Origin of the sequence: Nostoc favosum CHAB5714 (assembly GCF_020829495.1) — a bacterium.
Lineage (GTDB): Bacteria > Cyanobacteriota > Cyanobacteriia > Cyanobacteriales > Nostocaceae > Nostoc > Nostoc favosum.
This window is the reverse complement of sequence record NZ_JAIVFQ010000125.1, coordinates 1-15,142: the sequence shown is the minus strand read 5'-3', so window position 1 is coordinate 15,142 and position 15,142 is coordinate 1. Positions and strand designations below refer to the sequence as shown.

The following is a 15,142-nucleotide window of genomic DNA, read 5'->3' as shown; positions in this document are numbered from 1 at the left end:
CAAATCCAATTTCGACATACTGATATTATCTCATGGCTTACTATTTTTTTGGCAGCGAATAAATTCGCCTGCGCCTTGCCCCCATAAATAGAATTTAGGGGCTTCCACGGCGCGAGGAATTTGGTGACGTTCCATCCCGGTGATGTAGTCACAGTTGATTTTCCCGGTGTTACTGGTATTAAGCGCCGTCCTGCTGTAGTTCTGTCATCTGCTACTTATCAGGCAATCCGCCCCGATGTAATCATTGGACTCATTACTACTCAGACAACTGCCCTTGGAATTACTGATTACACACTTCAGGATTGGGCAGCAGCAGGTTTGCGGGTTGCGTCTGTTTTCAGAAGTTTTATCGTCACCTTACCACCCTCTGCTAATTTGGTTTTGATTGGTCACTTGTCAGAAGTTGATTGGAAAGGTGTTCGTGCGTGTGTCAAGATAGCTCTGACTGAGTTAGATGATTCTAAAGCATCATCAGATACATTATCTACTTCATAGAAATTTATGTATCTTTAGCAACTACACTTTGTGCGATCGCACCTGTGGGAGGCTAACACCTCAATGCAATGGACAAGCGATGTCTACGACGGGCTATTCGGCGTCGCACTCGGCTTGACGCTACAATATTAGTCGCAATCTTGTGGAGATGATTGGCGATGAAAATTAAAGCAGTTATCTGGCAAGAAGACGGGGTGTGGTGTGGTTCTGTACCTGCCCTACCAGGATGTCACACTTGGGGAGACAGCTACGAACATTTGTTAGAAATGCTGCAAGATGCAATTCAAGGTTGGTTAGAAGTTGCCAGTCAACGGGAAGATCAGCTTGATTTAGCATCATTCTCGTTACACTACGCAGCTTCAATTTTTCCTGAAAGTGAGGAGACAGTTTAGTGGTATTCAATCCCGGTGATGTAGTCACAGTTGATTTTTCCGGTGTCACTGGTATATTGAGTCCATGAAGTTTGAGTGGGATGAGCGTAAAAACCAAAGCAACATCACAAAGCATGGTTTCGACTTTGCTGATGCTTTCCGCATCTTTAATCTACCCATGCTTGTCTACCTAGATGAACGAGAAGACTATGGAGAGGATCGGTATCTCGGTATTGGACTACTTGATGGACGAATCGTAGTAGTTATTTACACCGAGCCTGGTGAAGAAATGGTTCGGATCATCTCATTAAGAAAGGCACTGTCTCACGAACGAAAACGCTATGAACAATACCTCAAGAACCGATTGGGTTAGAGTCGATGCAATGAGTGACGAAGATATCGACACCTCAGATATTCCACCCTTGTCAGAAGAATTTTTTGCTAAAGCACAATTGCGAATGCCCAAGTCACCTGTAACAATAACAGTTAAGGTAGATCCTGAAACTTTTGCTTGGTTCAAAGAGCAGGGAGAGACTGCCGAACAGCAGATGGCTGTAGCATTAAAGATTTACGCAGAAGCACACAAAGCTTATCCAGCGTCTGAGGCGAAGTCAACCTAAATTGAATCTCTTTAACAATAACCTCAATGCAACTGACAAGCGATGTCTACGACGGTCACTGAGCTTTGTCGAAGTGCGGGCTATGACGCTCGTTCGCCTTTGGCGTCTCCCCTTGGAATCAATATATTAAACAACATACTCGGCATTATATTGAAACCGTGTTTAGTAGTATCACTTGTGTTTTCCCAAAATCAATACATGCAGTCACTTATGAAGGGTTTTTACTTAAACTACAAGCATTCATTTTTTCTTTTACTCTTCAACAAGCTTTTATTTAATAAGTAATTTATATCACACTTAAACCATTTAAGTGCTTAAATGCTGGCAACAACGGCATCGGTACGTTGGCGCGTAGCGCCAACGCCACTTTGTTGCACGTGTAGGCGTAGCCCGCCGCAGGCATCGCATGAATTGAGTGGTAACAAGCACATATCAGTCGATAACCCGCAACTTGGGTTAATAATTTCTGCATCACTCATCTGACGACGAATGTCGTCATCATGTCCGAGCGCCTGAAGTAGGTCATCAGGGATAGCATAGATCGCAATTATTTCGTTTAGCATAAGCCCCTCCTATTTTTCCTCTGGAGGAGATTTTATTGCTTAAATGAACCCGTTGCGATCGCACTCCTGCATAACTAGCAACTTGGGTTATTACCCTCCCCTGCTCCCTTGCTCTCCTGTTTCTTGGTTTCTAGACGCGATGGTGCAAAGCGAAATAAATTCCTCATTCAGGGAGTTGAATGCATGAGTGCTTGTAGCCGTTCTTGTGTCATTGCTTTTGTTGCAGAAGATAAATCAACCTATCTCTTCGGTGACTTATTGGTTGATAGTAGTGCATCTGCTGTTTTGCAATGTGCTAGTCAATATTATGCTAAACCAGATGGTTCACTGTCTTGGTCAGAACGCCCTGAACCTCTAAAAAAGGGTATTCTGGCAAGCATTCCACCACTGAGCAAGTGGACAAAATTAAACGTAAATTGTTGTTAATTGCTCACTGGGTAGCATCAAAACTCGGAAAAATTTCATAATTTAGCAAGCTATGCGATAATAATAATCATTATCACATAAATCCACTGCGGCTTTCTTCTACTGTCGCCATCTTCGTTCCACCCTTGCACAAGCGGTGGCTGGTAATACTCAGCTTGTCCTTTTTTTGCTGAGTCAAAATCAGCTTTTCGTTCTACCAACGTCAATTTTCTTAGTTATACAGGTTGCTTAAATCATCAATGCCTAGTAATTTTGTTGTCAGATGGGGAATTCAAATTGTTGTGTCTAGTTTGATTGTTACCCAGGGGATGCTATGGGAAAATCACAGCACGAAAGCTACAGAAGTTCCACAAATATCTGAGTTTCCCAACCATGAAGGTTCTGCTTCATACTTACAACCAGTTGCACAAGTAACACCTGAAAATACTCCAGCATCCACAGAAGAACCAGATATTGAATTAACAGTCATCGACAAGCTATTGAATGAACCCGTTTACTCACCCTTTCGCCGAGAAGGGACAGTGAAAGATTCCACCCGTCCGGTTTACGTGATTACGGGTGAAGAGATGGAAGCGCAGGGTGCTAGAACGGTCAGAGAAGCGCTAAAATTTCTTCCAGGTATCTTACCAGATGGTACAGTTGGCACAGAAGTGAACGCCTTAAGTGGTCAATTTATCCGAGGTTCTAACTCTGCACAAGTCTTAATTTTGCTTGATGGTAGACCAATTAACGATTTGGGTTCTGGTGGTTTTGACCTTTCAGAATTTACTACCAATATCGTTGAAAGAGTCGAAGTATTACCAGGCGGTGGTTCTACCCTTTATGGTTCCGATGCAATTGGGGGAGTGATTAACATCATCACTCGTCGTCCCACAGAAAAAGTGACGACACAAGCAGGAGTCACCCTTGGCGCCTATGGACTAAATCAACAGACTATCAACAATAGCGGGAAAGTAGGGGATATTTCTTGGGTTGTAGGTTACAACCGTACCCAAGCCGAAAATAACTATCCTTTTTCTATCCCATCCGCGAATTTCAAGGGAACCAGGGAAAATAATGATACTCTCTACAATAACTTTAATGTCAAGCTGGAGGCGGATTTAGGAAAACGCAACACCCTAACCCTTTCAACCCTATATTTAGGTAAAGACCAAGGAGTACCAGGAGGAGTACCCATTCCTGAACCATTATATGGTCAAGGTTATTTTAACTCATTGACGAATAGCGATCGCAAATACACAGACCAAGTTCTCACAGATTTAATCTGGAACTCAAAACTAGGAAGTGGAAATGATTCACTGCTAACAGCAAGAGTTTACGCAGATTTCCTCAACACTCGTTATGATAGTCGCAATTCATCCCAAGCACGATATGATAACGGGCAGACTTCTTATGGATTGCAAACACAACACAGTTGGAAATTTGCTCATAATCAAACTCTAGTTTATGGCTTTGATTACCGCAATGTATCAGCTACTAACAGTACATTCGACTTTTCTGCTAATATAAAAACAGTTACTTACGACGATAGTATTAGTCAAGGAGCGCTATTTGCTAGATATGAAATTAACTTTACTCCTAGTTTCACTGCCAACTTAGGTTTACGTCAAGATTTTAGCAGCTTGACAAATGGCTCTTTTACGTCACCGAATGTAGGAGCAAAATTTGCACTTACGGATTCTACTACTCTCAGAGCTAATTATATCAAAAATTTCCGTGCGCCGAATCTTTTCAGCTTATATGCGAATGGTGGTAGTTACGTTGGGAATCCTAATCTCAGTCCAGAGAAAGGTGATAGTTATGATATCGGAATTGACCAGAAGTTAGGCAATTTTGGTTTATTGCGCTTGACCTATTTCAACAACACAATCTCAGATTTAATCGCCTATAACTTTGCTGTTCCGGTAGCTACTTACGAAAATATTGGTAAGGTTCGCACTACGGGAATCGAAGCAGTTTTAAATTTGCAGCTAGCGAATAATATCTATGCTTTTGTTAGTTATACAGCAAATGACCCACGGATTTTGAAAAGTACAAATTCTGCCGAAGTTGATAAAGAATTACGATTTGCAGGTGCAGATAGTTTAAATGCAGGACTTTCTTATGAAACTTCTCAAGGCTTATATGCTGGAATACTGATGCATTCTTTGGGTGCATATCCCACAAACAATACTAATACAGAATTTTTGTCTGGTTATACTACTTTTGATTTCAAAATGCGGGTTTCTCTCAGTGATACATTGGTATTAACAGGCAGTGTGGATAATATCTTTAACCAGAGATACCAATTATTTTCTGGTTATCCTGATGGGGGGAGGGTTTTTCAAGTTGGGTTGAGTTCTACGTTTTGAAGTCAAGAGTTTTTTCACGCAGAGAGGAGTTTTGAATGACTGAATTTAATTGTTGGGTAACTCCAGTAAATAAGGTTGTGATTGAGGCTTTATCTACTGAGGGGTCTATTGAATATGAATATTTTGATTCTAGTACCGATGTTTTGTCGTCGCTACTTTACACTCTATTTGAGCAAAATTGGCAGCAGGTAGGGGTAGGGCATATTGTCCAAGGAGGTGTATTAGAATTAGAATTTAATGCTCCACCCAAAATTTGTATCCTCTATGATGGATATCTCACAGTAGTCACAGAAGGTTGGCATTTACACTTATGTATAGAGGCTAATTTAGGTGGCCCCCATTGTAAGACTCCTTTAGAATTAAGGCAGCAACGTCAAGTAAATCGTGCTGCATTTTATCGACGGTTTAATGCAGAAGGTATCCCTAGAAGTTGGGGAATCGATTTTTGGAATGGTGCAGATGAAAACCTCATGACTATTTTCTTGCCAAATCCGTATGTAGAAGGTGAGAATTTATTACCAGAAGGTAAGCCTAACTTGTCAAAATTAGCTCTTTATGAGGAACTACGAGATATTTATGTATTGGGAAACAAAGCAATACCATTTACTAAAAACCCCCTAAAACATTCTTATATCTCAGTTTGTACATCTACTCGCTGTCTTCCTTCACGCAAATGGCAACCTACATTTGAGGCTTTAAAATCAGCAGTTGAAAAAGCAGGTGTAGATGTGGAAGTGAGAACATCTGGCTGTTTAGAAGTTTGCCAATTAGGGCCAGTAGTATTTTATTCTGATGATAGGACTTGGTACACTCGCGTTCAACCAAATATAGCTGAAACTATTGTCAATGAACATTTGGGAAAAGGTAACAAAGTTATTGAACATTGCTATCCACCAGAATCTGTGTAATTCATCCTTTTAAAAATTTCACGCAAAGATATAAAGTAGTCCTCTTGGTATTCCTCTCTGTGCGACGAACACTTTCCTCTCCTGACGGAGACGCTGCGCGTAGCTTGCTTCTCTAGTAGGGGTACAAGTCGGGAAACCCGCCCACGGAAATGTCCTCCTCCGTGTCTCTGCGTGATAAAAATCATATTTATCTCAAACCCAATGAAATTGGTAAAACTGACTCACTCAAAACCCATTATTTTTTTATGCCAATTCTTCTTAATTGCCACTTTAATTATTGCTTGCCATAGTACGGCAATTAACACATCTACAAATACCAATAATAATGGCTGTATTCAAAAATATGATCCCAATACTGATTACTTCCCTAATAAAATTAAGATTACTCATGCAACAGGCTTGGCAGTAGAGTATCATAAACACTACAAAACCGTTACTATAAAAAATCCTTGGCAGAATGCCAACACCAAGTTTCAATATGTTTTAGTCCAATGTGGAACTCCCACACCAAAAGGATTTAATCAAGCACAGGTAATTACAGTTCCCATTAATTCCATAGTTTCTCTATCTACTACTCATTTACCTCACCTAGCGAAATTAGGTGTAGTTGATAAACTGATTGGTATTAGTAATAATAAACAAGTCAATACTCCTGATGTAGTCGAGAGAATCAAAACCGGAAATTTAACACAGGTAGGTGATAATTCAAATGTGGATATAGAGAAAGTATTAGAATTAAATCCTAACTTGGTAACAACTTTTGGTACTGGAAATTCCCAAACTGATAGTTATGCCAAACTCACAGAGGCGGGTTTGAAAGTGGGGATAAATTCTGAATATATGGAAGACACGCCACTGGGAAGAAGCGAATGGTTAAAATTTACTGCTCTGTTTTTTAATAAAGACGAGCAAGCAGAAAAAATATTTAGTGAAATTGCCAATAAATATGAACGAGTAGCTCAAAAAGCTAAATCTGGAAAAAATCGTCCAACTGTATTTGTGGGATTCAATTTTAAAGGTACTTGGTATATGCCTGGGGGTAAAAGTTACGTAGCCAAATATCTGGCTGATGCAGGAGCAAACTATCTCTGGAGTGATGATAAATCCTCTGGTAGTTTACCTTTATCTTTTGAAGTTGTTTTGGAACGTGCAGCCAATGCTGACTACTGGTTGAATTTTAGTCAATCTTGGAAGAATTTAAAGGATTTAGTCGCAGAAGATAATCGCTACGCTGATTTTAAGGCTGTGAAAACAGGAAATCTTTACAATAATAATGCCCGTGTCAATGAAAGTGGAGGTAATGATTACTGGGAAAGCGGAATTAGTAACCCAGATATGGTTTTATCTGACTTGATTAAAATACTACATCCAGAGATATTACCTAACCATAAACTATTTTATTACCACAAACTTAATTAATAATGTTAAGCGAAAAATATAAATTTAAAATTCCCCTACTAACCCAAAAGGCTCCGGTTTTCAAAACCATTATTTTCTTAATTATACTTGTAAGCTTAATCTTGGCTTTTTTATTAGACTTGGCTTTAGGTTCAGTTGATATTCCTGCTAATGAAGTAGTCAAAATTTTGCTCGGACAAGAACCAGAAAAAGTGACATGGACTCATATTATTCTCAAATTTCGCCTACCTAAAGCTTTAACTGCAACTTTAGCAGGTGCAGCTTTAGGTGTGAGTGGCTTACAAATGCAAACCCTATTTAAAAATCCCTTAGCGGGGCCTTTTGTATTGGGAATTAGTTCTGGTGCAAGTTTAGGTGTAGCCTTAGTTGTGCTGACAGCAAGTGCTACGACACCAACATTATTAGCAGATTTGGGAATAATTAGTGATTTTGGTTTAGTCATAGCAGCAAGTCTTGGCGCAGCGTCAGTTTTAGGGATGATGTTAATTGTTTCTCGCCGAGTGCAAGATACGATGACACTACTAATTTTAGGTTTATTGTTTGGTTATGCTACTAGTGCGATAGTAAGTATTTTGTTGCAGTTTAGTTCAAAGGAACGCATTCAAAGTTATATCATGTGGACGTTTGGTAGTTTTGCTGGGGTGACTTGGAGACAGTTAGTTGTTTTAATTCCTGTGATATTTTTGAGTTTATTGGGAGCAGTGTTGCAATCAAAATCTTTGAATGCACTTTTACTTGGTGAATCTTATGCACGTAGTCTAGGTTTAACTGTGCAGAAAACCAGATTTTCTATTATTACTAGTGCATCTATATTAGCTGGAGCAATTACCGCTTTTTGTGGCCCCATAGCATTTTTAGGTGTAGCAATTCCTCATCTTTGTCGTAGTCTGTTCAATACTTCCGACCATCGGATATTAATCCCTAGTGTAACAATGATGGGTGCAATCTTAGCATTGTTTGCAGATTTGTTTTCTCAACTTGCGGTAAGTCAGGTGGTTTTACCTTTAAATGCTGTTACTGCTTTAATTGGAACTCCTGTTGTGACTTGGATAATTCTGCGGCGTAATTCCCAAAAGTCTTTTTAAGATTTTTGAAACGCAGAGGTACGCGGAGGTAAGCGCAGAGGTACGCAAAGTGTTTTTAAGGTTAATTCGCTATGAATTATTATTCTGATAATGAGTAACTCAATTCTCACAACTCATAACTTGACTATTGGTTACAAGACATCCCGAAAAACTGTTCGGTGTGTTGCATCGGATATTTCAGTATCTCTGCAAGCTGGGGAACTGGTTTGTTTACTCGGCCCCAATGGTGCGGGTAAATCTACATTACTGCGATCGCTCGCCGGAATGCAACCCCCAATTGCAGGTGAAGTGCGACTCTTAGGCGAAAATATTTATAAGTTAACACCACAAGAATTAGCAAAACGTCTGAGTTTGGTACTCACCGAAAAAGTTGATGTGGGAATGCTATCAGCTTACACCTTGGTGACTCTGGGACGATATCCTTATACTGACTGGTGGGGAAATTTGACACCCCAAGATCAAGCCATAGTAACTTGGGCAATAAAATCTGTAGGAGCAGTACACTTAGCACAACGCCAAGTTAGCGAATTAAGTGATGGTGAACGCCAAAAAATCATGATTGCGCGTGCTTTGGCGCAGTCGCCTATTGTCATGTTACTTGATGAGCCAACAGCATTTCTCGATTTACCGCGACGGGTGGAAATTATGCAGTTGTTGCGCCAGTTAGCGCGGGAAACCAATCAAGCGATTCTCCTTTCTACCCACGATTTAGATTTAGCTTTGCGTCTGGCTGATAAAGTTTGGCTATTATCAACTAATGGTATTTTACACGTTGGCGCACCGGAAGATTTAGTGTTGAGTGGTGCATTTGCTGATACTTTCGAGAGTGAAGGTGTCGAGTTTGATGTTGCTTCTGGGGAATTTCATCTCCATACATCCCATAAAGGAGAAATTAATTTGATAGGTAAGGGAATTGCAACTGTATGGACTATTCGTGCTTTAAAACGTGCAGGCTTCCAAGTTAATCAAAATAAAAATGGCTTATCAGTAGAAGTGATAACACAATCCAGACAAGTTTTGTGGAAAATCACAAACAGCCAGACTGTATATACTTATCATTCATTGTACGAACTGATTAAATTTTTGAATTATTTATAGTAGCGATCGTTGCTATAATAAAAATACATTGTTAACATAAATTGGCAAGTTCAATTAATCTTAAATACATCTCATCTGGTTTGATAAATTAATGTACTCAGATCAATAGTGCGATTTTAAAGTATTACCTCGACGTTGGGTAGTAGAGCGTACACTTGCGTGGCTTGGTCGCTATCGTCGTCTCAGTAAGGATTACGAATATCATCCGATAAACTTGTGAAACGATGATATATGCGGCTATGACGAATCTTATGTTACGTAGATTAGCCCGCAATCATCGTTGCTCCACTGCTTAATATTTATTTTATAAACACCCTCTCAGGTGTAAAGAAATTTGGGTAGTTGGAGCCTATCGTTATCGCAACCCAGAATCCGATTTACCAACAGACTTTGAAGCGCAACGAGCCAATTATTTTCAGGCTCTACAACAACCATCCGATGTTGAGGAATTTATTACACCCTACCTATCAAGCTTTATCTGAATTGGGAAAAGCTGTCAAAACTATCTTTCTATGTCAATATCTGCATTCTAGGTGGTGACTATCAAGATCCTGGCATCGACTATTATGAACAGCGCTATCGTGAGCGAACAGTCAATAATCTCCACAAAAGGGCACAGCAATTGGGTTTTGAGCTTATTCCCCAATCCAAAGCAAATGCGGTTTCTTAGGAGAGGTTTAACGAGAAAAATCAGTTTGTTCTACTTGATCTAATAATGTCGCGATCGCTTCTGGATCATCTAGTGTTGGTATTTGGTTTTCGATGACAATTTTGGCTATACCTGCAACGGTTGGTGATTCAAATAAAAATTGCCGCATCGGCAGTTCCACTTGAAATTCTTCCCGTAGCTGAGAAACCGCCTGAATTGCTAGCAGAGAATGTCCACCCAACTCAAAAAAGTTATCGTGAATGCCGATGGGAACAATACCCAATAAGTTTTCCATTAATTGGGCAACTCTGGTTTCAATATAGTCACTAGGGGCAACGTAAGTGGTAGAAATGTTAGGGCGGGCGTGGCTATTAGGATTGGATGTCGGATCTAGAATTACTTCAGGCTGTATGAAACGAGACTGGAGGTTTACAGGAGAAACAGTAACTTGTGCAGCCATAGGTTGGGCTAGAATGCGCTGGGTCACTTGCCAAACTTCCTGGGGAGTCATAGCCAAATCTACAAGAGCAGCACCTGTGAGTATGGCAGTTTCATCAAAACGTACTGCATCCCAGTTGATACTAATCCAAGGTGTATCACTGTTTTGACTGCGTTGTTGTGCTAAAGCATCCATAAACAAGTTTGCCCCGGCGTAAGCAGCAAAGCCAATTCCACCAACAACCGCAGACAGAGAAGATTGCAAGAGGAAAAAGTCTAAGGGTTGATTCTGGAGAACTTTTTCTAATGCTAATAAACCATGTATTTTTGCATTAAATCGTCGGCTACATTCCTCAGTATTGAGGTTACGAATCAAACAACTGGCGCGATCGCCCATAGCCGCAGCATGAATGACTCCATTAATTGCCCCAAATCGGCTTTTAGCTTCGGTAATAGCAGTTTGCACTTGCATAATATCTGCTAAGTCAACGCTATAAAATAGGAATTCACATCCTGTAGTTTGTAAAGCTTGCAACTGTTGAATACAGTGGCTAACGGGATTTTGGCGACCGTGGGAAGCCAACCAAGTTTCCCATTGGGCAGGTTGTGGCAAATCTGACCGTCCCAAAAGTATTAATTTAGCGTTCACTGTTTGCGCCAGAAACCGGGCATAAATTAACCCCAAACCTTCCACCAAGTCTCCAGCGATCGCATACACGCCACCTTCAATTAGGGGTATTTGAGAAGACTCAGGGGCAGGTAAAAGAATCGGCTGGAATTCTTGTATCCAGCGAGTTTTACCCCGGTAAGCAATGAAATAGTTACCCCTCCCTAGCCCTCCCCTTGTTAAGGGGAGGGTGCCCGATAGGGCGGGTGGGGTGTTGCCTTCGGAGTTAAATACACCCCTCCCCAACCCTCCCCTTGTTAAGGGGAGGGTGCCCGATAGGGCGGGTGGGGTGTTATTTATCGTTAATTCCGCTACTAGTTGCTCAAAATTGGTGATAGGAAGTGATAAATCAATATTTTGGCAAATCAAATTCGGGTATTCTTGGGGAATTACTTTGCAAAGACCGAGAATTGTCGCGTCTGCGGGATTGAGGGTTTCAGTTAAGAGAACATTCTGCACCTGCTGAGTCAGTACATAGATTCTTAGAGGCCGGGATGATGAAGATAATGCCTGAGTCAGCCAGAGTAAACTGTAAAAACCGAGGGTTTGCCTTTGCTCAAAGCTATCATTTGCTACCGCATCGGTGAGAGTCCACAAATGTGCGATCGCATCAGGTAAAGTTCCGGCTGTTTGTAATTGCTGCCATAGTGTTTCATAATCTTTTGGGTTATCAAGCGCAATGGTGTAAGCGTCGCCTTTTGAAGTAAATTCTGCTCCTGGTGTCACAGTAATCACTTCCTGTCCGGCTTTCTGGAGACGCTGCACCAGTTGTTCACCAATACTGTCAGGATGACAAAAGACCAAATATCGTTGTTTTGTTGGTATCCGAGAAGGACGTAGAAGAGGCGATCGCTGCCAAGAGGGCAAATAAAACCAATTTGACATATCCCCTTGCTTTTGGGGCTTTTCTGGCGGAATGGGAGCAACTTCTGGCGATGGATGTCGGTCTATCCAGTAGCGCTGACGCTCAAAGGGATAGGTTGGCAAGGGCAGTTTTTGCGGTTGTTGTAAAGCATAGAATCCAGACCAGTTGACAGCTACACCCGAAAGCCAAAGCTGTCCCAAGGTTTGGCAAATCAAGCCGACATCCGATTTGGTATCTTGGGGATGTCGCCCAGATGCGAAAGTAGGCGGTGCATCGGTAAATTGTCGAATAATGGTACTCAAGGTTTGACCAAATCCAACTTCCAGAAAAACCTGATGGGATGTTTGTTGCAGTTGCCTAATTCCGTCGCTAAACTGCACTGGCTGACGCAGATGGCTTGCCCAATAGTTGGGATCACAAGCTTGTGCCGCAGTTATCCAAGTACCTGTGACGTTAGAAATCAAAGGAATTTGCGGTGGATGGAGTTGAATCTTGTGTAAGATTTCCGTAAAAGGTGCGATCGCCTTTGACATCAGGGGTGAGTGGAAAGCATGGTTTGTGTGCAATCGCCGATAGGTAATATTTTCACTAGCTAAACGTTGTTCTAAAAGTGCGATCGCTATTTCTTCTCCTGACACTACGCATAATCTAGGTGCATTGTCAACAGCGATTACCAAATCATTTGTTAGTAACGGTTGCAGTTTCTCTGCGGCGAGGGAAACAGAAAGCATAACTCCTGGGGGACACTGTTGCATCAGTTGTCCGCGTTGCACAACTAGCATCAAGGCATCAGCTAAGGTGAACACACCAGCTAATGTGGCGGCGACATATTCACCAATACTATGACCAATCATCGCCCGTGGCTGGATTCCCCATGATATCCAGAGTTTAGCTAGGGCATATTCGACTACGAATAAAGCGGGTTGGGCGTAGGCGGTTTGGGATATGGCGAAAACCCCACCCGCCCTATCGGGCATCCTCCCAATGCCTTGGGGAGGGTTGGGGAAGGGTTCTAATTGCTTCCTCCCCAAAGCATTGGGAGGGTTGGGGAGGGGTGTATTTAATTCAGGATAGAGAAGATTTCGCAAATCTAAGCCTAAGTGTGGTATGAGTATTTCACAACAGCGATCGATTTCTTCTCGAAAAATTGCCTCGGTTGTGTATAACTCCCATCCCATATTCACATATTGGCTTCCTTGTCCTGGGAACAGAAAAGCTACGGTAGTTTGAGCCGCACCGGGTGATTGACTTAAAAGTTGTGGAGAATCAGATGTAGTTAATATTTCCACCGCTTCCGACACAGTTTGACAAACCAAACAGCGACGATGTTCAAAGGCGCGTCGTCCCGTTTGCAATGTATATGCCACATTAGCAATATCTGTATCGGGAAACTGTTGCAAATAGGTAGCGAGATTTGCTGTTGCTACCTCCAAGGCTGATGGAGTTTTTGCACTCAGAATTAGAAGATGAGGACGTTCAATTCCATCTTTATTTTGAATTTTGTAGACACCCTCCGGGTGGCTTCCCGTAGGGTATTTTGAATTTTGAATTTCTGTAGGTGCTTGCTCTAAAATTGCGTGGGCATTAGTGCCACCCATGCCAAAAGAACTAACTCCCGCCCTTCTCGGTACGCCATTATTTACCCAGGATGTCAACTGGGTATTCACAAAAAATGGACTATTGGCGAAGTCAATTTGGGGATTAGGGCTGGTAAAATTCAGACTGGGGGGAATTTGTTCGTGCTTAAGAGCCAATGCGACTTTGATTAATCCTGTCACACCCGCAGCTGCATCTAGATGACCAATATTTGTTTTTACTGAGCCAATGGCACAGAATTGTTTTTTGTTGGTATGTTGGGAAAATACCTTCGTCAAGGCAGCAATTTCAATGGGATCGCCTAAAGCTGTTCCTGTACCGTGGGTTTCAATATATTGGATTGTCTCTGGTTCAACTTTGGCTTTGGATATTGCAGTGGCGATCGCCTTTGCTTGTCCTGCTACACTAGGTGCAGTCAAACCCACTTTTTGGGAACCATCATTATTAATCGCAGTGCCTTTAATGATGGCATAAATATGATCGCGATCGCTAATTGCATCCCGTAAACGTTTGAGGACGACAATTCCCAGCCCATTACCAAAAACTGTTCCCTTGGCGTTGATATCAAAGGCGCGACAATACCCATCTGGTGAAAGTACGCCATCGTCTTTGTAAAGATAACCCGTTTTTTCCCCAGAACCAAGGGATACACCACCCGCCAACGCCATATCGCATTCCCGATGCAGCAAACTTTGACAGGCCAAATGGACACTTACTAAAGATGTGGAACAACCCGTTTGCACTCCGCAACTAGGCCCAGTGAGATTTAACTTGTAAGATACACGGGTAGGCATTAAACCCATAACATTACTAATAACAACCTGCACCGGATCGATGGTATTGTAGTTGAGATTACTGTATAAGTTGACAAGATAACTATTTAATGCTGCGCCTGCATAAACTGCGATCGCACCTGGATATTGTTCTGAATCGTAGCCTGCATTTTCTAATGCTTCCCAAGCACATTCTAAAAATAGGCGATGCTGGGGATCGAGAATTTCTGCTTCTCTGGGTGAATAGCCAAAAAACGTTGCATCAAACTCATCAATTCCGGGAAAGCTAGCGTATGCACGAACATAATTAGGATTTTGTAACTCCTCTAGCTTTACTCCGGCTGTCAGTAATTCGTCATTTGTGAGTAACTCGATGGACTGGATACCATTTTTGATATTGTGCCAAAACTCATCTACACTACGAGCGCCGGGAAAGCGTCCAGCTATACCAATAATGGCGATTTGTTCTTGTTTTTCGAGTTCAACTGCTTCTAATTTAGTACGAGCATCTTTGAGAGCAGCCAAAATGCGTTGAGATGAAGTTGAATTGTTAATGTTATCTATGGAAGAATTCATAAGAATTTTTTTCGCACAAAGAAGAACGTTAAAGGAAACTTGTCTACAGTAGTTTTTAAGTGAATTGAAGATACCCCACCCTAACCACTGCTTGAATTCAATGAACGATACCTCCAATTCAATAAACGACCACCCGAATTCAATAAACGACCACCCGAATTCAATAAACGACCACCCGAATTCAATAAACGACCACCCGAATTCAATAAACGACCACCCGAATTCAATAAACGACCACCCGA

Annotated in this window: 12 protein-coding genes and 4 pseudogenes; 13 read left to right on the top strand and 3 right to left on the bottom strand. The window is 41.6% G+C overall.

Annotation, left to right across the window (positions count from 1 at the left end):
* Positions 1–123 precede the first annotated feature (123 nt).
* From LC586_RS35805 to LC586_RS43055, 5 genes and pseudogenes are all read left to right on the top strand, one after another.
* On the top strand, positions 124–495 hold the full coding sequence (locus tag LC586_RS35805; RefSeq protein ID WP_229490267.1) for a type II toxin-antitoxin system PemK/MazF family toxin: 372 nt from the start codon (positions 124–126) through the stop codon (positions 493–495).
* Positions 496–653: 158 nt separating this feature from the next.
* Positions 654–887, top strand: coding sequence for a type II toxin-antitoxin system HicB family antitoxin (locus LC586_RS35800; RefSeq protein WP_229490265.1), 234 nt, complete (start codon positions 654–656; stop codon positions 885–887).
* Between the two features lie 64 nt (positions 888–951).
* Positions 952–1,239 carry a BrnT family toxin gene (locus LC586_RS35795; RefSeq protein ID WP_229490264.1) on the top strand — a complete coding sequence of 96 codons (288 nt, stop codon included), beginning with the start codon at positions 952–954 and terminating at the stop codon, positions 1,237–1,239.
* The gene (locus tag LC586_RS35790) at positions 1,208–1,486 is read left to right on the top strand and encodes a BrnA antitoxin family protein (protein WP_229490262.1); all 279 of its coding nucleotides are present in this window, start codon (positions 1,208–1,210) and stop codon (positions 1,484–1,486) included. Before LC586_RS35795 ends, LC586_RS35790 begins: the two co-directional genes overlap by 32 nt.
* 110 nt (positions 1,487–1,596) lie before the next feature.
* Positions 1,597–1,764, top strand: a pseudogene (locus LC586_RS43055) (IS982 family transposase); the annotation flags it as partial.
* A gap of 176 nt (positions 1,765–1,940) precedes the next feature.
* Here LC586_RS43055 and LC586_RS43050 read toward each other — a convergent pair.
* Positions 1,941–2,049: pseudogene (locus tag LC586_RS43050) on the bottom strand (IS982 family transposase); the annotation flags it as partial.
* Between the two features lie 108 nt (positions 2,050–2,157).
* Between LC586_RS43050 and LC586_RS35780 the strand changes: the two are divergent.
* On the top strand, positions 2,158–2,475 hold the full coding sequence (locus LC586_RS35780) for a DUF1636 domain-containing protein (RefSeq protein ID WP_438822957.1): 318 nt from the start codon (positions 2,158–2,160) through the stop codon (positions 2,473–2,475).
* Positions 2,476–2,525: 50 nt separating this feature from the next.
* On the opposite strand, the gene LC586_RS35775 is transcribed toward LC586_RS35780, so the two are convergent.
* The gene (locus LC586_RS35775; protein ID WP_229490258.1) at positions 2,526–2,681 is read right to left on the bottom strand and encodes a hypothetical protein; all 156 of its coding nucleotides are present in this window, start codon (positions 2,679–2,681) and stop codon (positions 2,526–2,528) included.
* 33 nt (positions 2,682–2,714) lie between these two features.
* On the opposite strand from LC586_RS35775, the gene LC586_RS35770 reads away from it, so the two are divergent.
* The 7 genes and pseudogenes from LC586_RS35770 to LC586_RS42190 all read left to right on the top strand — a co-directional run.
* The gene (locus LC586_RS35770) at positions 2,715–4,826 is read left to right on the top strand and encodes a TonB-dependent receptor (RefSeq protein ID WP_229490256.1); all 2,112 of its coding nucleotides are present in this window, start codon (positions 2,715–2,717) and stop codon (positions 4,824–4,826) included.
* A gap of 35 nt (positions 4,827–4,861) precedes the next feature.
* The gene (locus LC586_RS35765; protein WP_229490254.1) at positions 4,862–5,734 is read left to right on the top strand and encodes a (2Fe-2S) ferredoxin domain-containing protein; all 873 of its coding nucleotides are present in this window, start codon (positions 4,862–4,864) and stop codon (positions 5,732–5,734) included.
* A gap of 201 nt (positions 5,735–5,935) precedes the next feature.
* Positions 5,936–7,153, top strand: coding sequence for an ABC transporter substrate-binding protein (locus tag LC586_RS35760; RefSeq protein ID WP_229490252.1), 1,218 nt, complete (start codon positions 5,936–5,938; stop codon positions 7,151–7,153).
* A gap of 2 nt (positions 7,154–7,155) precedes the next feature.
* Entirely contained in the window at positions 7,156–8,238 is a 1,083-nt protein-coding gene (locus LC586_RS35755; RefSeq protein ID WP_229490250.1) for an iron chelate uptake ABC transporter family permease subunit, read from the top strand.
* 90 nt (positions 8,239–8,328) lie between these two features.
* The gene (locus tag LC586_RS35750; protein ID WP_229490248.1) at positions 8,329–9,336 is read left to right on the top strand and encodes an ABC transporter ATP-binding protein; all 1,008 of its coding nucleotides are present in this window, start codon (positions 8,329–8,331) and stop codon (positions 9,334–9,336) included.
* Positions 9,337–9,451: 115 nt separating this feature from the next.
* A pseudogene (locus tag LC586_RS35745) lies at positions 9,452–9,632 on the top strand (transposase); the annotation flags it as partial.
* Between the two features lie 151 nt (positions 9,633–9,783).
* Positions 9,784–9,864, top strand: a pseudogene (locus LC586_RS42190) (Tn3 family transposase); the annotation flags it as partial.
* A gap of 149 nt (positions 9,865–10,013) precedes the next feature.
* On the opposite strand, the gene LC586_RS35740 reads toward LC586_RS42190, so the two are convergent.
* Positions 10,014–14,900 (bottom strand): type I polyketide synthase, encoded by a 4,887-nt coding sequence (locus tag LC586_RS35740; protein ID WP_229490246.1) that lies wholly within the window; start codon positions 14,898–14,900, stop codon positions 10,014–10,016.
* Between the last annotated feature and the right edge of the window lie 242 nt (positions 14,901–15,142).